16 protein-coding genes are annotated in these 16,684 nt (G+C 47.5%); 8 read left to right on the top strand and 8 right to left on the bottom strand.

The features are described from left to right. Positions 1 to 11 precede the first annotated feature (11 nt). Both ACQ4M5_RS03255 and ACQ4M5_RS03250 read left to right on the top strand, forming a co-directional pair. Complete coding sequence (locus ACQ4M5_RS03255; protein WP_430674164.1) at positions 12 to 779, top strand: hypothetical protein; 768 nt, start codon at positions 12 to 14, stop codon at positions 777 to 779. A gap of 23 nt (positions 780 to 802) precedes the next feature. After that, on the top strand, positions 803 to 1,099 hold the full coding sequence (locus ACQ4M5_RS03250) for a hypothetical protein (protein ID WP_430674163.1): 297 nt from the start codon (positions 803 to 805) through the stop codon (positions 1,097 to 1,099). Positions 1,100 to 1,160: 61 nt separating this feature from the next. On the opposite strand, the gene ACQ4M5_RS03245 is transcribed toward ACQ4M5_RS03250, so the two are convergent. Further along, complete coding sequence (locus ACQ4M5_RS03245) at positions 1,161 to 1,859, bottom strand: glutathione binding-like protein (RefSeq protein WP_430674162.1); 699 nt, start codon at positions 1,857 to 1,859, stop codon at positions 1,161 to 1,163. Positions 1,860 to 2,051: 192 nt separating this feature from the next. On the opposite strand from ACQ4M5_RS03245, the gene ACQ4M5_RS03240 reads away from it, so the two are divergent. The 4 genes from ACQ4M5_RS03240 (at position 2,052) to ilvC (ending at position 6,864) form a co-directional block, all read left to right on the top strand. Beyond that, the gene (locus ACQ4M5_RS03240; protein ID WP_430674161.1) at positions 2,052 to 2,891 is read left to right on the top strand and encodes an Rpn family recombination-promoting nuclease/putative transposase; all 840 of its coding nucleotides are present in this window, start codon (positions 2,052 to 2,054) and stop codon (positions 2,889 to 2,891) included. Between the two features lie 155 nt (positions 2,892 to 3,046). Further along, positions 3,047 to 4,033, top strand: coding sequence for a GTP 3',8-cyclase MoaA (moaA, locus tag ACQ4M5_RS03235; RefSeq protein ID WP_430674160.1), 987 nt, complete (start codon positions 3,047 to 3,049; stop codon positions 4,031 to 4,033). Positions 4,034 to 4,317: 284 nt separating this feature from the next. Next, positions 4,318 to 5,796 carry a DEAD/DEAH box helicase gene (locus ACQ4M5_RS03230; protein ID WP_430674159.1) on the top strand — a complete coding sequence of 493 codons (1,479 nt, stop codon included), beginning with the start codon at positions 4,318 to 4,320 and terminating at the stop codon, positions 5,794 to 5,796. Between the two features lie 72 nt (positions 5,797 to 5,868). Continuing rightward, positions 5,869 to 6,864 (top strand): ketol-acid reductoisomerase, encoded by a 996-nt coding sequence (ilvC, locus tag ACQ4M5_RS03225; protein ID WP_430674158.1) that lies wholly within the window; start codon positions 5,869 to 5,871, stop codon positions 6,862 to 6,864. Between the two features lie 152 nt (positions 6,865 to 7,016). Here ilvC and ACQ4M5_RS03220 read toward each other — a convergent pair whose 3' ends face one another. The 7 genes from ACQ4M5_RS03220 to ACQ4M5_RS03190 form a co-directional block, all read right to left on the bottom strand. Continuing rightward, entirely contained in the window at positions 7,017 to 7,307 is a 291-nt protein-coding gene (locus ACQ4M5_RS03220; protein ID WP_430674157.1) for a hypothetical protein, read from the bottom strand. 291 nt (positions 7,308 to 7,598) lie between these two features. After that, positions 7,599 to 8,177, bottom strand: a complete 579-nt coding sequence (hemJ, locus tag ACQ4M5_RS03215; RefSeq protein WP_430674156.1) for a protoporphyrinogen oxidase HemJ — start codon at positions 8,175 to 8,177, stop codon at positions 7,599 to 7,601. A gap of 8 nt (positions 8,178 to 8,185) precedes the next feature. Further along, positions 8,186 to 8,386, bottom strand: coding sequence for a DUF2811 domain-containing protein (locus tag ACQ4M5_RS03210; protein ID WP_068381549.1), 201 nt, complete (start codon positions 8,384 to 8,386; stop codon positions 8,186 to 8,188). Positions 8,387 to 9,026: 640 nt separating this feature from the next. Continuing rightward, positions 9,027 to 9,266: a 2Fe-2S iron-sulfur cluster-binding protein gene (locus ACQ4M5_RS03205; protein ID WP_430674155.1), complete on the bottom strand. Its 240-nt coding sequence runs from the start codon at positions 9,264 to 9,266 to the stop codon at positions 9,027 to 9,029. Between the two features lie 167 nt (positions 9,267 to 9,433). After that, a complete protein-coding gene (cobQ, locus tag ACQ4M5_RS03200; RefSeq protein WP_430674154.1) occupies positions 9,434 to 10,900 on the bottom strand; it encodes a cobyric acid synthase CobQ in 1,467 nt (488 codons plus the stop codon). Between the two features lie 21 nt (positions 10,901 to 10,921). Next, positions 10,922 to 11,323, bottom strand: a complete 402-nt coding sequence (locus ACQ4M5_RS03195) for an Npun_F0494 family protein (protein ID WP_430674153.1) — start codon at positions 11,321 to 11,323, stop codon at positions 10,922 to 10,924. Positions 11,324 to 11,529: 206 nt separating this feature from the next. Then, on the bottom strand, positions 11,530 to 12,402 hold the full coding sequence (locus tag ACQ4M5_RS03190; protein WP_430674152.1) for an ABC transporter permease: 873 nt from the start codon (positions 12,400 to 12,402) through the stop codon (positions 11,530 to 11,532). Positions 12,403 to 12,493: 91 nt separating this feature from the next. On the opposite strand from ACQ4M5_RS03190, the gene ACQ4M5_RS03185 reads away from it, so the two are divergent. Both ACQ4M5_RS03185 and ACQ4M5_RS03180 read left to right on the top strand, forming a co-directional pair. Next, positions 12,494 to 13,051, top strand: coding sequence for a Uma2 family endonuclease (locus tag ACQ4M5_RS03185; RefSeq protein WP_430674151.1), 558 nt, complete (start codon positions 12,494 to 12,496; stop codon positions 13,049 to 13,051). A 312-nt stretch (positions 13,052 to 13,363) separates the two neighbouring features. Next, entirely contained in the window at positions 13,364 to 16,666 is a 3,303-nt protein-coding gene (locus ACQ4M5_RS03180) for an Eco57I restriction-modification methylase domain-containing protein (protein WP_430674150.1), read from the top strand. Positions 16,667 to 16,684: the final 18 nt, after the last annotated feature.

Raw genomic sequence — 16,684 nt, 5'->3', positions numbered from 1 at the left:
GGTGAGCGGTTATGTCCACGTATTTAGGGATTGGATTCTCGATCGTTGTTTTATTACTTCTGAGTTTCGCTGGATTGCAATGGCTGGATATTCCAACGGGTAGCTTTCTCGATTGGGTGATTGGGGTTGCGATCTTTGGCTGGTTGCTGATTATTGTGACTGTTCCGTGGAACATTTATTTTGAAGCGAAGGCAGCATTAGCTGAGGCAGAATACTCGATCGAGCAAGGAATTACTGTTGATCCGACGAAAGTTGACTATATCCGAGTGTTAGGAACGCGATCGCTTTGGATTGTTCTTCTGCTGCATGGAATTTCTGCGATCGCATTGTATGGACTCGCGATCGCGAATATTACATCAATTGGTTACATTGGCTCTGGTGCGGCGTTGTTGTTGACTGGATTGCGTCCTGCGATCGCAACTTATCGCTACTTTGCGACTCGGATTGCAATATTACGCCAACAGTTCAAATATCCGCGCCAAGATGTTTTAGAACTTAGAGATCGAGTGTTGACCTTAGAAGGATCAACAGAACAATTGCAGTTTGAACTGAATGTAGAGAATGTGAATTCTTTGATTGCATCACAACAGCGTGAGATGAATGCGTTGCGGCAGGATCTAACAAGAGTTGCGGCAATGCAGGAAGATTTGCGATCGACAAATCAGGCGGAACATGAACGATTGTCGAGAGAGGCGAGAAATGCGATCGCGCAATTGTCTACAGATGGGCAATTCTTGGAGAATGTTCGAGAGATTATTCGGTTCTTCAAATCGGCTTGATTCGATTGTTGACGATCATAGACGTGACAATTCATCCACAAGCCGAATCGTTCATGGTACGAACCGAATCGTTTATGCCACGGAACGATTCGTTTATGCCACGGAACGAATCGTTTATGCCACGGAACGATCGATTAAACTCACGGAACGATCGATTGAACTCACGGAACGATCAGTTGAACTTACGAGCCGAATCGTTTATGCCACAAGCCGAACCAATTGAACTCACGAACCGAATCGTTTATGTCACGACGCGATTCGTTCATGCCACGACACGATTCGTTTACCCGACGAGCCGATTCGCTCACCTGACGACGTAGAGACGCGAACACGAAATGCAGTGATTCTAATCGCGTCTCTACAAATTTGACGGCACAACGATCAATGTTTTACGGTTCCTGCCGATTGATTGAATAATAATTCTCGTGCCTGATCGGGACTAATCTGATCTGCCTTGAATGCTTCCGCTTTCTCATAAGCTCGAATTGTAGCTGGACGCGATCGAATCGCCTCAAACCATCGCTTTAGATTCGGAAATTCTTCAAGGTTCTGTCCTTGTCGCTCATAAGGCACAATCCAGGGGTAACTCGCCATATCCGCGATCGAATACTCACCCGCTACGAATTCACGATCGCTTAATCGCTTATTCAGCACTGCATACAATCGTCCGGTTTCGTTGACGTATCGATCGATCGCATAAGGAATTTTCTCAGGTGCGTACTGGCTGAAATGATGATTCTGTCCCGCCATCGGTCCCAATCCGCCCATTTGCCAAAATAGCCATTGCAGCACTTCCGTTCGTCCACGCAAATCAGACGGGATGAATTGACCTGTTTTTTCAGCGAGATAGAGCAAAATTGCGCCCGATTCAAAAACGGAAATCGGTTCACCGCCGCCAGTGGGATCACGATCGACGATCGCAGGAATTCGATTGTTTGGAGCAATTTTTAGAAAGTCCGGTTGAAACTGATCGCCCTTGCCAATATTGATAGGTACAAGCGTGTAGGGTAGTCCAACCTCTTCCAGAAACATCGTAATCTTGTGACCGTTCGGCGTTGTCCAATAGTAGAGATCAATCATAACGACTCCGCGAATCAATGCCCCAATTGTAGTGCGATCGCTCTATAGGGAAAGCTCGATCGATGAACCTGTTACAGAGCATCATGCGATCGCATTCGTTAAAGCGCGACATAACTTGTGATTTGTGAACGTCCAGTGATACTCTGAGCCAGCGGCAGCACCGCTCAATCAATCCGTAAACGGTAGCTAGTAATGAGCTTTGATACGACCTGTCGGCGGCTCGCTGAAATCTTTCCTGAAGACTTTGCAAGCTGGTTGCTCGGCTACCGGGTTCCTTTAACTGAACTGAGTCCGACTGAACTCTCGATCGAGCCAATCAGAGCAGATCGAGTGATTCTGCTTCAAGGTCAGAACGAAATTGTTCATATCGAATTCCAAACCGATCCGAAAGATGATGTGCCGATGCGATTAGCAGATTACCGCTTACGTCTGCATCGCAAATTTCCAGACAAGACGATTCACCAAGTTGTGATCTATTTGCGAGAAACAACTTCAGAGCGGGTGTATCAGAATTACTTTGAAATTGCGGGAATGTATGCGGAATTCAACGTGGTTCGGATTTGGGAAGTGCCTGCTGAGGAGTTGATAGCGTTTCCGGGTTTGCTGCCGTTTGTGGGACTCAGCCGTAGCGACAACCCGATCCAGACCTTACGACAAGCAGTGCGAGAGATTCAGAACATCGAAGACGAGTCACAGCAGCACGAGGCAATGGCGGCGACTTATGTGCTGTCTGGGCTAAAATTTGAAGCAGGAGTGATTGCACAATTGATTAGGAGAGATGTGATGCGGGAGTCAGTGACTTATCAGGCAATCCTAGAGGAAGGACGCGAGGAAGGACGCGAGGAAGGACGCGAGGAAGAGGCGATCGCTTTGGTCACGCGACAATTATCCCGACGACTGAGACAAGAACTTTCGGAAGAAGTGCGATCGCGGCTTTTAACATTATCTCTGCCGATGCTGGAAGATTTAGGCGAGGCGCTGTTAGATTTCACCAGTTTGTCAGATTTGGAGGCTTGGTTGGCAGAGCGCTAACCCACCAAAGGTAATATATTAGACTTGCTTTAAAGATAGAGTTTCATCCAGCAGTGTGAGCGTGAAAGCGGTCTTGCACGAATCAAAAATGCCCACCGATCGATTCTATGCCGATTTGATTTGATGCTAGGGTACGAATCCGGCAGAATGAAAACATGAATCAAGTGGATTATTTGCGAATTAGTTTGGTCGATCGATGTAATTTCCGGTGTCAGTACTGTATGCCGGAAGGAAGCGATCTCGAATATGTGTTGCAGCAAAACCTTCTCACACAGGAAGAATTGACGACGCTACTGCGGGAAGTGTTTATCCCAGTGGGATTTACGCGGTTTCGATTGACCGGAGGCGAACCGCTGATTCGTCCGGGAGTCGTGGAGATTGTGAGAACGATCGCGCAATTTCCCGAAACTCAAGATCTTTCGATGACGACGAATGCCTTTCTGCTCGATTCGATGGCGCAAGATCTCTACGATGCAGGACTGAGACGCATCAATATCAGCCTAGATTCCTTAGAGCCTGAGACGTTCGATCGTATTATTGGCAATCGCGGGAAATCTCGCTGGCAACAAGTCTGGAGCGGAATTCAGACCGCGCATCGAATTGGATTTGATCCGCTCAAGCTGAATGTGGTTGTGATTCCTGGTGTGAACGATCACGAAGTATTAGAGTTAGCGGCATTGAGTCTCGATCGAGAATGGCACGTCCGATTTATCGAATTTATGCCGATCGGGAACGGCGATCTCTTCACTCAACAAGGCTGGATTGATTCAGAAGCCATTCGGCAACAAATTCGACAACGTTGGGGATTAACGGAGTCGAATGTCAAAGGAAACGGTCCTGCTGATGTGTTCCGAATTCCAGGCGCGAAAGGAACATTAGGCTTTATCAGTCAAATGTCAGAATGTTTCTGCGATCGCTGTAATCGAATGCGTCTTTCTGCGGATGGTTGGCTGCGTCCTTGCTTGCTGAACGAGATTGGACAAATCGATTTGAGAACACAACTACGATCGGGCATTTCAACCAAAGAACTCCGCGAACAAGTCAGCGAATTATTAAATCTAAAGCCTGAGATTAACTACAAACAACGCGAATCAGGAACGACTGGTAAGTATCAGCGAACAATGTCACAGATTGGCGGTTAGAGGATGGTTGAGAAGTAATGCAAGTCTCTTCGCTAACGAAAGTCTCTGCGCTGCGGGCTATCTCGCCCCGGAATGAATTCGGGGCTATCGGTGCGAAGTCCTGTGAACAGGACTGAAGAGGTTGAAATTGTCTCCGCAGTCCCCTTCAGTGGACTTTGTTCTGTTAGCCCCGAATTCATTCCGGGGCGGGTGAATGCGATGAACGACTACCTTGAAAACACCCTCTTAGACTTCAACTCAAAAACCCTGTACGATGAGCAATAAGGTTAAGCGACAAATGTACTATGCCGAGAATGCCTTGCCTAACATACGATCGCGGTACGCTCATTCTTCACCCGCCGCCCAGAGGCAAAGCGTGGGTTGAGTTTGCAGTGTGGGACGATCGCATCGAAAAGTTTCGCGTTCCCGCTCATCAGTATCGGGAATTGGTTCTGGCATTGCGATCGGAAGGAACCGAAATCGACGATCGAGCCAAAGGATTTGATGCGATCGAGCTTGTGCCTGCGGTCGAAATGGAACCTTACCCGCATCAGAAAGAAGCTCTCGCAGCCTGGAAAAATTCAGGTCGATTAGGAGTCGTTGTCTTACCCACCGCAGCAGGTAAAACGTATCTTGCTCAATTAGCGATTCAAGCGACACAGCGCAGCACGTTGATCATGGTTCCAACGTTGGATCTCATGCACCAATGGTATGCAAATCTCTGTGCAGCATTTCCAGATACAGAGATTGGATTGTTAGGCGGAGGATCGCGCGATCGTACTCCGATTTTGATCTCGACCTATGACAGTGCTGCGATTAATGCCGAAACATTAGGCAGTCAATACGCGCTACTAGTATTCGATGAATGCCATCATTTGCCGAGTGATTTTAATCGAGTGATTGCGGAATATGCGATCGCGCCCTATCGATTAGGATTAACCGCAACTCCAGAACGCAGCGACGGTAAGCACGAAGATCTAAGGCTTCTAATCGGTGAAGAAGTTTATCGAAGAACAGCAGAGGAACTATCAGGATCAGCACTCGCGAAACATGAAGCGATCGAGATTAAAGTTTCACTGTCTAAGCAAGAACGCGAACGCTACGATCAACTGATTCAAATTCGCAACGCCTTTCTAAAAGAAGCAAATATCTATCTTAGTAACGCTCAAGGCTGGCAGCGATTTGTTCAAGCGAGTGCACGATCGAAAGCTGGACGAAAAGCAATGTTAGCTCACCGAGAAGCCAAGTCGATCGCATTCGGAACTGAAGGAAAATTACGAGTCTTATCTGATCTTCTCGCTCGCCACTATCCCGAACGCACTCTAATTTTCACAGATGATAATGCAACGGTTTATCGCATTTCTCAAGATCTATTGATCCCTGCCATTACGCACCAAACTCCAGTTAAGGAACGTCATGAGATTCTGACGAAATTTAAGCAAGGAGACTATCGATCGCTCGTTGCTTCTCGTGTACTAAACGAAGGTGTAGACGTGCCTGACGCGAGTATTGCGATCGTGCTTTCAGGAACCGGATCAGCCCGCGAATACATTCAGCGCATGGGACGAATTCTCAGAAAGAGCAAAGACCCCACCAAACTCGCAATCCTCTACGAAGTCGTGGCAGAAGATACGAACGAGGAAGGTGTATCAAGACGACGCAAACCGAACCAGAAAACAAAACCTAAATCACCCAACCGCCAACTCGAATTAGTCCCCTACTCCCCACCCCCCACCGTGATCCCCCGCGCCGCAGAAGGCGAAGCAAACTACGACGATTGGTGACAGACATTTTCTGATAAGATTAACGGTTCTGACACCCCAATTTATCGACTTGCTGGAAGGAGACTTTGAAATATGGCTCGGATGTATTATGACGCTGATGCCAACTTAGATTTACTTGCGGGAAAAACGATCGCAATTATCGGTTACGGTTCCCAAGGGCACGCCCACGCCCTCAACCTGAAAGACAGCGGCATGAACGTCATCGTCGGGCTGTATCCAGGTAGCAAGTCTGCAGCGAAGGCAAAAGACGCAGGACTCACAGTTCATTCTGTTGCAGATGCGGCGAAAGCTGCGGATTTCATCATGATTCTGCTACCGGATGAAGTGCAAAGAAGTGTCTACCAACACGAAATCGAGCCAAATCTGAGTGCTGGAAATGTTCTGCTGTTTGCACACGGTTTTAACATTAACTTTGGTCAAATCGTGCCGCCTGCCGATGTTGATGTCGTCATGGTTGCTCCGAAAGGTCCTGGACATTTAGTTCGTCGGACTTACGAGCAAGGTCAAGGCGTTCCCGCATTGTTCGCGGTTTATCAAGATGCAACTGGACAAGCCCGCGATCGAGCAATGGCATACGCGAAAGGTATCGGCGGAACTCGCGCTGGCGTTCTCGAAACCACATTCCGTGAAGAAACCGAAACCGACTTGTTCGGTGAACAGGTTGTCCTTTGCGGTGGTTTGAGTGCTTTGATCAAAGCTGGATTTGAAACGCTAGTCAATGCTGGATATCAGCCAGAACTAGCTTACTTTGAGTGTCTGCATGAAGTGAAACTGATTGTGGATCTGATTGTCGAAGGTGGTTTGGCAAGTATGCGCGATAGCATCTCCAATACCGCTGAATATGGCGATCTGACTCGCGGACCTCGAATCGTGACCGATGCGACTCGTGCAGAGATGAAGAAGATTCTCGAAGAGATTCAAACCGGACAATTTGCGCGGGAATTCGTGTTGGAAAATCAGTCGGGTAAGGCTGGATTTATGGCAATGCGGCGACGGGAAGCAGAACACCCGATCGAAGAAGTCGGTAAAGATCTACGATCGATGTTTAGCTGGCTGAAGAAGGTCTAGTAAAAATCGCGCTTCTGAGTGATTAGAGGGACAGAATTTCTCGCATTGAGTTGAAGTTTCGATCGCGCTCAATTCGAGGGATTCTGTCTCTTGAACGTTGAGTGCATGTCTCTACAACTATTTTCCCGTACATTAACTTTGTGTGGACTCGTTTAGTTGTTGTTGGAGTTGTTGAACTTCATCGATCGATAATCCCGTAATCCGCGCAACAGCATCAACTGGAAAGCCTTCTCGTAATGAATTATGGGCAGGCAATCTCTCTTTGCTTTCTCGCCTCTGCCCTTGCCTCGGCTTCTCGTTGAATCGACTTGCTGCATTGTTTTAGTCTTGTAGCGTCGCTTCCCCCGGACTCGATAATCGAGCTTCCGAAAGGGAATCTCTTCTTTGGGTAGCGTTTGAAACTCAATGTGGAGGATGGCTTCGTCAGACTGAAGCAAAATCATCGCATCAGCACGAATCGAGTCGAGCTTAGAGGGTGTTTGAGAAGGATAAAAAGCGGCTTTGCTGCGTTGCCAGTCCGCCCGGACATGAATTTCTGGGCTAATGGAGGAAACCCGCTGAAGCGGACTTAGAGCGTAATTCGGAGTTCTTAGCCCAGTTCAGTCGGCTTCCCTGATTAGCCCGGAGATTCATGTCCGGGCGGGTGAATGCGATAAACGCTCACCTCTCGAACACACTCTTACAAAAAAAGACGCTCGTCAGAACGCCTTTTCTAAAAATATGAAGAAATCAAGTTATGCACTCGCTTCTGTCGTTGGGGCGGCAGCCATTTGCTCTCTTGCAAGGCGACGTTTCTTGGCGTAAAGCTGGATAAAGGCTGCCATCGCCACAATCATGCCAAAGATACCCCAAGCGGTAGCACTGGTTGGAATGTCGTTTTTAAAGACAGCCAGCATCACCACAATTACAAACAGAACGGTTGGGAATTCATTAAACCAGCGGAATTGTTGTCCCGTGAGCTTGCACGTATCAGCGGCAAGGCTTTTCATAATTCTCAAGCACAGATGATCGTAAACAATCAACAATGCAACGCAGGCTAACTTAATGTGAAGCCAAGGCTGCTTGAGCACATCGGGTTCTGTGTAAACTAGCCCGATCGCCATTGCGATCGTCAACAGCAATGCCGGGGTCATGATGATGCGATAGAGGCGCTTCTCCATGATTTGATACTGATTTCTGAGAATGCTGCGAGCGGGTTCTGCTTGTTCGTTCGCTTCCGCGTGATAGACAAATAAGCGCGGCAGGTAAAACAGTCCCGCAAACCAGCAGACAATTCCCACAATGTGAAATGCCTTAAACCACTGATATGCCATAAGAATCGTTATGCAGAGTGTTTGAAAAGCGTATCGAGGTAAACCGCAGTGGTTGATCGATCGCATTCTCCATTCTGCAATAAAAAGAGGCTCAATGCGGCAGTGAGAACTTGATCTTGATCCCAGTCGGGATGTTTTTCTAAATAGGTCGCTAAAGAAGAATGAAGGGCTTCGGGGAGTTCGGTCAAGATGCTTACGATCGGGTACATAACTCTCATCTCTAACAGGTTTCTGAGAATGTGCAAAGTCGAACCTCGCTTTTCAACAGGCTGTGGAAAACGTCAACTTTCACAGGAAAAAATCTTTCCTGCTGCTTCGGTGCAAACTCGCACTTATAAAGCGGCTAGAACGTAGCATTTGTACTGGTTTTAGCCATTTTTCGCGCGGCTGATTGAACGGTCTTATTGTGCGGGAAAGGGTGAAATTCTGTCAATGCAGAAAATGTATCACGGAGGATCAGTTTGAGCCGAATACAACGTAAGAATGGGGCTTTCAGCGATCTCACTTTCTAAATTCTGAAGACTACTGACGTAAATGGCACTTATTCTAATCGGTTTTTCAGTGGTTCCACGGTTTATCCACAGGAACGACTTTTTCGCTGTGGATAACTCCGCGAATCTGTGGAAAACTCACGTCAAAGCTGGGGAAAACATGAATGCTTTCCACCGAATCCATTTAGAAATGTGCGATCGAATTTCTATTCAGTGATTCCGGGGTGTGGAGCGGTTCCAAGAGCTACTGCGACCCTGACTGATAGCGCGGTGTAACAATCGATCGAGAAGATTTTGAGCAAAGATTAAGGGACACACCAAATTGAAGCTTACGAATTCTATCAGCCTTCGATGTCATTTACCAAGTCGGATCGTAAAAGAGATTAATCGTTACGCTGTCCCGTCCAGGCGGCACAGAAGCGATACAACTGCGGACGGTTTCTCCATCGTCTAGCTCAACTTCGCAGGCGTGACACGACCCCATGAGGCAGCCTGTGGGAATCGATACGCCTGCTCGATCGGCAACTTGTAGAAGCGGTTCGCCGACTTCGGCATCGACGGTGACATCATCGGGAAGGAATCGAATGCGAACACTCATGAGTAGGATTCTAAAGAATATCTAAACGCTACGGGCTTTTGAGGATTTTGCCTTTAGTGTATGAATCAAGGACAAACGGGTACGTTGCACCGAAAGGGTTAGGGATAAAAGCGCATTCAGGATGAATTCCGATGCGCTTGTTTTTTTGGAACTGGATGGTCTCTTGGCTAGGGCAAAATTGGTTTGAGATCGAGATGAGGCTCGATCGAGTCCGCCAACTGGTCTAACATCAATTCCCGCTGTTCTCGATAATTTGCTACTCCGGTCGGCAGCGATCGTAATCCGCGTTGTTGGCGCAGTCGATTTAACCAAGCACGTCTCCAAGGACCATTATCGAAAATACCATGCAGGTAAGTTCCCCAAATCGATTGCGATTCGTCTACAACACCAAGATTGGCATCATCGAATAAGGCTTTCGTTCCTTCGGATTCTTCGAGTAAACGGGTTCTACCTTGGTGAATTTCGTAGCCTGAGACGGGCAATCCATCTTGGGGGAAGTTGGAAGTCACATTGCGCTGACGGGCGATTTTCTGACCTGCAATCACTGTTTTAAGCGGCAGGAGTCCTAAACCGCGATATCGTCCTTCTTGTCCTTCAATGCCTTCTGGGTCAGCAAGAATCTTACCAAGCATTTGGAATCCGCCACAGATGCCGAGAACTGTTCCACCCGCAGCGAGATAGTTTTGGATTTCTTCTGCCATACCGGATTTGTGGAGCGCGATTAAATCTGCGATCGTCGTTTTCGATCCTGGAATAATCACGGCATCCGGATGTCCTAACGGCTGTTTCGGATGGAGATATTTCACATTCACCGAAGGTTCAGATTCAAGCGGATCGAAATCAGTGAAATTAGAAATTCGTGGAAGTCGAACCACTCCGATCGTAATATCGCCCTTAGTATTCGGAGCACGATCGAACAACGATAGCGAATCCTCTGCCGGGAAAACCTGATCGAGCCACGGAATCACACCAATGACCGGAATGCCCGTTTTCTTCTCCAGCCATTCAATTCCCGAATCCAGTAACGATCGTTGTCCCCGGAACTTATTAATGACAACGCCTTTGATTAATGCGCGTTCGTCTGGATCAAGTAACTCTAAAGTTCCGACAACGTGAGCGAACGCGCCACCCCGATCGATATCTACGACTAAAATTGTGGGCGCGTTTAAGTACTTCGCGACCCGCATATTCGTTAAGTCACGATGTTTTAAGTTAATTTCGGCTGGACTGCCCGCGCCTTCACAGACAATAAAATCGAACTCCTCGCTAATTCGTTTGAGAGAATCCTCGATCGCTGCCCATCCCGGTTCAAAAAAGTTCTCATAATAGTCCGCCGCGCCTGTTCGTCCGACGACGCGCCCTTTCACAATGACCTGAGAAGTCATATCGCCTTGAGGCTTTAACAAAATTGGATTCATCTCAACCCAAGGTTGAACTCCTGCCGCCCAAGCTTGAACCGCTTGAGCATATCCGATCTCGCCCCCGTTCGCGGTGACATACGAATTGAGCGCCATATTTTGCCCTTTGAACGGCGACACTCGGAAGCCCTGACGCGCCAGAATTCGACATAAGGCAGTTGCAACCATTGATTTTCCTGCGTGGGAAGTCGTGCCCACAACCATGACAGCTTTCATTCATTCACCTCCGGATAGATACTAGAACGGGAGTCGTAACCAGCGATTCATCGCATTGAAAAGTCGATCGCTAAAATTCGCTTTGCCATATCCCCCCACGGCTTGCCAATGTTGAACGAGTTGCCGACCGAGCGGAGTTAGCCGAAAACTATCGGTTAATCCTTGCCCGTCCACTTCACGCCGCAAGAGTCCAACTTGAATCAGCCAGAGCAATTCCCCGTCTGCCGAGAGTTCTGAGAGACTTCGCTTGCTGTACTGATTCCGAATGCCAGCCGTTCCGGTGAGAGAATTGAGCGCGACACTGTGATCGAGCATGACTGCGTAGAATTTCAGTCGAAACGGGGCGCAACGAACAGCACGAGCGGCTCGATCGAGGGTTTTCTGCGGATAGCGGAAGGCAGGATTAGAAGTCGTCTGGGTCATCAGTAATCGCGACTAAGTTTGGGTAAAGCTTTGGTGAAGTTTAAACGGATTCAGCCTCTATTATTGACAGAAATATTTTTGATTTGCGAAAGTCGCTCGATCGAATTGACGATCCGATTCACTTTTCGCAGAATTTCGGGCGAAATCCGGTTAAAGTTCGCTTCCTAACTCAGTAATTTTGCCAGTTTACGGATGCCTTTGGGAATTTAACGAGTTTTACGATCGACAAATTCGTTCAGTCCTTCACCAAATAAGGACAATCCCACGACCATTAATGTCATCGCCAATCCTGGAAATAGCGCCGTCCACCAAATTCCACCCGTTGAAAGCGCGTCTAGTGCCTCTCTTAGATCGTGTCCCCATTCTGGAACTTCATCGGGCAAACCTAATCCAAGAAATCCTAATCCACCGAGAGTCAAAATCGCGTCTGCTGCATTCAAAGTGAATAGAACTGGAACACTTTGAATCACGTTTGCGAACAAATACTTGGATAATACTCGCCACGTCGAAGCTCCCATCGCTTGAGCCGCTTCAATAAACAGTTCCGTTTTCACACTGACCGTTTGATTGCGCACGACTCGATAATATTGAGGCACATACGCGATACTGAGCGCGATCGCTGCGTTAAACACGCCTCGTCCTACGACAAACGCCAAAGTAACCGAAAGCAATAATCCTGGCAGCGTATAGATCGTATCCATCAGAAACAATAAAGCTCGATCGAGTCTTCCTCCCCGATAGCCGCTCACCATTCCCAACGGCACACCCACAATTAGACTTAGTGCCGTTGCTAGAATCACCACTTGAATCGCGGCTTGTGTGCCAAACAGGGTTCGAGAAAAGACATCGTATCCGAGGCTAGAGGTTCCAAACCAATATCTTAGGTTGGGTGCTGCATGAGGGGGATTATCGAGAAATTCAGTCGGGCTTTGGATTAGACCGATCGCTTGCAGAATTGGAGCGAAAAGCGCGATCGCCACAAAGACTAGAACAATCACTGCCCCAATTCGCATCATTTGGCGGGAAAGGGACGGACGTTCAGCAGCATTAATCAGCCTGGGAAGGCGAATAGAGGTCATAGCTCGATCGCGTAGATGATTGCCTATCATACTGGCATTAGGAAAAGTTCGATCGAAGACGAAAATAGAAAGTAAGTCTTAGGAGGTTGTTATGTCTCTCACGGTGAAAGACCTAGAAATTGTGCAAGCTCAGCTTGGTCAGCTTCATCAGGACTACCAAATTGAACTGATTGATGGAGAAGTGGTGATTATGAGTCCTTCGGGTTACGAATCGGATGAAGTGGCATCAGAATTTAGTGCCCAGTTGCGGAACTGGGTGAGACCTCGTAAGTTGGGACGAGTGACGGGAGCAGGGGCGGGATTTGTGTTGCCTGACTCAGATACCCGCGCTCCAGATGTGTCGTTTGTGCAGGCAGAGCGATTGCGCCGGAGTCCTCAGAGTTTTGCGGAACTTGCACCCGATCTGATGGTTGAGGTGAAGTCTCCGAGCGATAGTATCAAGGCATTACGCGCCAAGATTGATCAGTTTTTGGCACAGGGATCGAGAGTCGGCATCTTGATTCATCCAGGGCAGAGATGGATTGAGGTTCGTCGATCGAATATGGAACCTGTGACGCTGAAAGATGGCGATGTGTTGACCCTTCCCGATTTGTTGCCGGGATGGGAAGTACAAATTTCAGAATTGTGGTCGCCTGTGTTTGAAGATTAAAGACAATTCGAGATTGAGACCGCAAAATTGGTGTGTCAATAGTCGCGGATTGGTCTAAAAAGAGGAATGTTGCTGTTTTAAGTGAGAACAGTCCGATGCAGAGTGAGAATGTTCTTACTTTAAGAAGGAAATTTCTATCAATTTGATGAAACTTTCTCATTTCACATTAGAACTTTTTATCTTTGTGATGAAACGTTCTGCCTTTTTGATAGAACTTTCTATCTTGATACTGGAATATTTCGATTTGAAGTGAGAATGGTCGGATTGAAGAGAGCAGCGATGATGTTTTGAGAGAGACGGGAGCGATCGACAATGATAAACCGCACAGATAAAGCGCTATTCAATCGCAAAATTTTGAATCAGGCGGTGAGTCAGTTTGTTTTTCCATTGGATTTGAAGCAGAAGCATCAAACGGTTTTGCAATGGATGGAACTGCTGGAGTCGGGAACGCTGTATCAAGCGAAAGAAGTCTCGCTGCATGGGGATTTTTTGCGAGATATCTTTCAAGATGTGTTGGGATATCGATCGGTGATCGCAGGGGGCGGAAAACTTTGGGAACTTGCCGCTGAAGCGACGATCGCAAATGGTGGCGGATCGGCGGATGGTGCGATCGGGTTTTTTAGCGGACGGACAACGACCGGAAAAAAAGTCCAGCTTGAAGGGCGAGTGATTGCACCGATCGAGCTAAAAGGCGCGAAGGTGGATCTCGATCGACAAAAGGCGAGTGAGTCGCCTGTCGATCAGGGATGGCGGTATGCAAATCATTCGCCCGGTTGTCGATGGGTGCTGGTGTCGAACTATATTGAGACGCGGATTTATCAGACGACGAAGAGTACCGCGTTTTATGAGGCGTTTTTTCTTGAAGATTTGAAGGATTTGGAGGCGTTTAAGCGATTCTATTTCTTGCTGTGTCGGCAGAACTTTTTACCGTTGCAGTCGGCGAAAGAACAGGAGTCGAGAATTGATCGATTACTGAAAGAATCGGAGAGCCGACAAGAAGAAGTCACTGAAGATCTGTATGCCGAGTACAAGAGCATTCGAGAATTGTTGGTGAATGACTTTATTCGGTTGCAGCAGACGGAATCGAATCAGGAATTGGTGCTGATTGAGAAGGCGCAGAAGTTACTCGATCGAGTTTTGTTTATCGCATTTTGTGAGGATCAAGGGCTGTTACCGAGAGACACGCTGAAAAATGCTTATCAAGCCAAGAATCCATACGTGCCGATGACGGTTTGGGAGTTGTTTAAGCAGTTGTTTCGCTGGGTCGATCGAGGAAATTCGGAACCGCCGATCGCGGGATATAACGGCGGATTGTTTGCTTATGATCCGGTACTGGATGAAACCTTAACTGTGCCCGATTCTCGCTGTGAAAGGTTAGTGAGTTTGACGCGGTTTGAGTTTGATACGGATGTGTCGGCGGATGTGTTGGGACGGATCTTTGAGCAGTCGATTACGGATTTGGAGGCGTTGAAGGCGGAGAAGACTGGGCAGAAATATGACAAGGCGGAACAGAAAAAAGGCAAGCGGAAAACGCAAGGGGTGTACTACACGCCTGCTTGGGTGACACAGTATATTGTCTCGACTGCGATCGGGGGATATTTGACGCGGCGGGAGATGGCGTTGCGAGATCGATACCCAACTTCAACGGCAACAGATGAGCAACGGTTTTGGCTGACGTATCGGGATGAGGTGCTGAAAACGGTTCGCGTGGTTGATCCGGCTTGTGGATCGGGTGCGTTTTTGATTGCGGCGTTGGACTTTTTGCGGGGGGAACACGATCGAGTAAATCGTCAGCTTGCAGCATTGGGAATCGAAACTGAGGATGCAGCAACGATCGATAAACATCTCCTGACTGAGAATCTATTTGGGGTAGATTTGTCTCCGGAATCAGTGGAGATCACGAAATTGTCGTTGTGGTTGAAGACGGCAACACCGGGGAAGACGCTGACGAATTTAGATGGGAATGTGCGGTTTGGGAATTCGATCGTTTCGGATCGATCGACCGATATGAATGCGTTTGATTGGGCGGTGGAGTTTGCAGCGGTGTTTGCGACGGGTGGATTTGATGTGGTGATTGGGAATCCGCCGTATGTGAGACAGGAATTTTTATCGCACGTTAAGCCGTATTTGCAGGCGAATTATGCCTCTTATGATGGCGTAGCGGATTTGTATACCTATTTTTATGAACAGGGCATCAACATTCTGAAACCGGATGGGGTGTTGTCCTATATTGTGACGAATAAATGGTTTCGCTCTGGATATGGTGAGCCGTTGCGCCGCTTTTTTACTGAAAACTGTGTGTTTGATCAAATCATCGATTTTGGTCACGCACCGATCTTTCAGGATGCTGATACGTTTCCTTGTATTGTGGTAGCGCGAAAGAAGCAGAAGATAGAAACAGAGACGCAACAAAAAGAAGTGATTGTTTGTCCTGTTCCACGAGAAAAATTATCAAACCTTAGCCTTACTGATTATGTGAGAGATGAAGGCTATGAAGTTCCTTGGAATCGCTTTAGTTCAGAAGCGTGGAGTTTAGAGATTCCAGACGTGGATAAGTTAATGCAAAAGATTCAAAAATCAGGAGTTCCGCTGAAAGAATTTGTTGGTATCAAGCCAGTCTATGGAATCAAAACGGGATACAACGAAGCATTTCTGATCGACGATGAAACAAGAAAACGCTTAATTCAATTAAATCCAAAATCTGGCAACGCAATTAAGGCTTGTTTACGAGGACAAGACATAAAGAGATGGAAATCGAATTGGCAAGAACTCTGGATGATCGTTATTCGGCAGGAGGCAGAACTTGAGGATTACCCAGAAATTAAAGATCATTTAGAACAATATCGCTCAAAATTAGAAGCTAGAGCAGGAAAACAAGCATGGTGGGAACATCAAGGAAGTTTAGCGTCTTACGAGGTTTTTGAAAAACCAAAAATAGTGTATCCAGACATTATTTGGAGACCACAATTTGCATTATCTGAGGATGCGACTTACCTTCTTAATACTTCTTACCTATGTCCAAGTTCAGATCTCTACCTGTTAGCTGCTCTGAATTCGCCTCTTATGTGGGCTTATATGTGGCGAAACTGTGTACACGCAAAAGATGAAGCCCTGAGAATGTTCAATCCTTCTACAGAAACTCTTCCGATCGCAGAACCCACCCCAGAAATCCGATCGCAAGTCGAACCCCTCGTTCAACGCCTCATCGAAATCACCCAAGCCAACCAATCCGGCTATCGTGATGTGCATGACTGGTTACGATCGCGCTTTCGCATGGAAAAACTCGGACAAAAACTCGAAACCTTCGCCACCCTCAGCAAACAAGACCTGATCGAAGAAGTCCGCAACCGCATTCCCAAAGCCGGATCAAAAAGCAGCGATCGATTAGGCATTGCAGGCATGAAAGAAGTCACCGAAGTTTACAACGAGTATGCACTTCCCATTCAAACAAGAGCGATCGAAGCCCAAAAACTCGAACGCCAACTTTCAGACTTAATCAATCAAGCTTACGGACTCACACCCGAAGAGATTGATTTGATGTGGAAGACTGCACCGCCACGAATGCCGATGGCTTCGCCACGCGGTAACGCAACCACCAATCCGCTTTTAGAATAGAAACAGCACAATTATCCA

The organism is Leptolyngbya sp. AN10 (assembly GCF_050565645.1).
In the GTDB taxonomy this organism is placed as follows: domain Bacteria; phylum Cyanobacteriota; class Cyanobacteriia; order Leptolyngbyales; family Leptolyngbyaceae; genus Leptolyngbya.
Note: the sequence above shows the minus strand (reverse complement) of the source record. Positions and strands in the feature narration are given on the sequence as shown.

What these genes read in the sequence shown, in the direction of transcription:
- moaA (WP_430674160.1), top strand. Translation starts at nt 3,047, where the DNA reads ATGAATCAAGTGGATTATTTGCGAATTAGTTTGGTCGATCGATGTAAT.
- ACQ4M5_RS03180 (WP_430674150.1), top strand. Translation starts at nt 13,364, where the DNA reads ATGATAAACCGCACAGATAAAGCGCTATTCAATCGCAAAATTTTGAAT.
- ACQ4M5_RS03240 (WP_430674161.1), top strand. Translation starts at nt 2,052, where the DNA reads ATGAGCTTTGATACGACCTGTCGGCGGCTCGCTGAAATCTTTCCTGAA.
- ACQ4M5_RS03245 (WP_430674162.1), bottom strand. Translation starts at nt 1,859, where the DNA reads ATGATTGATCTCTACTATTGGACAACGCCGAACGGTCACAAGATTACG.
- ACQ4M5_RS03230 (WP_430674159.1), top strand. Translation starts at nt 4,318, where the DNA reads ATGCCGAGAATGCCTTGCCTAACATACGATCGCGGTACGCTCATTCTT.
- ACQ4M5_RS03220 (WP_430674157.1), bottom strand. Translation starts at nt 7,307, where the DNA reads ATGATTTTGCTTCAGTCTGACGAAGCCATCCTCCACATTGAGTTTCAA.
- ilvC (WP_430674158.1), top strand. Translation starts at nt 5,869, where the DNA reads ATGGCTCGGATGTATTATGACGCTGATGCCAACTTAGATTTACTTGCG.
- ACQ4M5_RS03210 (WP_068381549.1), bottom strand. Translation starts at nt 8,386, where the DNA reads ATGTACCCGATCGTAAGCATCTTGACCGAACTCCCCGAAGCCCTTCAT.
- cobQ (WP_430674154.1), bottom strand. Translation starts at nt 10,900, where the DNA reads ATGAAAGCTGTCATGGTTGTGGGCACGACTTCCCACGCAGGAAAATCA.
- ACQ4M5_RS03255 (WP_430674164.1), top strand. Translation starts at nt 12, where the DNA reads ATGTCCACGTATTTAGGGATTGGATTCTCGATCGTTGTTTTATTACTT.
- ACQ4M5_RS03190 (WP_430674152.1), bottom strand. Translation starts at nt 12,402, where the DNA reads ATGACCTCTATTCGCCTTCCCAGGCTGATTAATGCTGCTGAACGTCCG.
- ACQ4M5_RS03205 (WP_430674155.1), bottom strand. Translation starts at nt 9,266, where the DNA reads ATGAGTGTTCGCATTCGATTCCTTCCCGATGATGTCACCGTCGATGCC.
- ACQ4M5_RS03195 (WP_430674153.1), bottom strand. Translation starts at nt 11,323, where the DNA reads ATGACCCAGACGACTTCTAATCCTGCCTTCCGCTATCCGCAGAAAACC.
- hemJ (WP_430674156.1), bottom strand. Translation starts at nt 8,177, where the DNA reads ATGGCATATCAGTGGTTTAAGGCATTTCACATTGTGGGAATTGTCTGC.
- ACQ4M5_RS03185 (WP_430674151.1), top strand. Translation starts at nt 12,494, where the DNA reads ATGTCTCTCACGGTGAAAGACCTAGAAATTGTGCAAGCTCAGCTTGGT.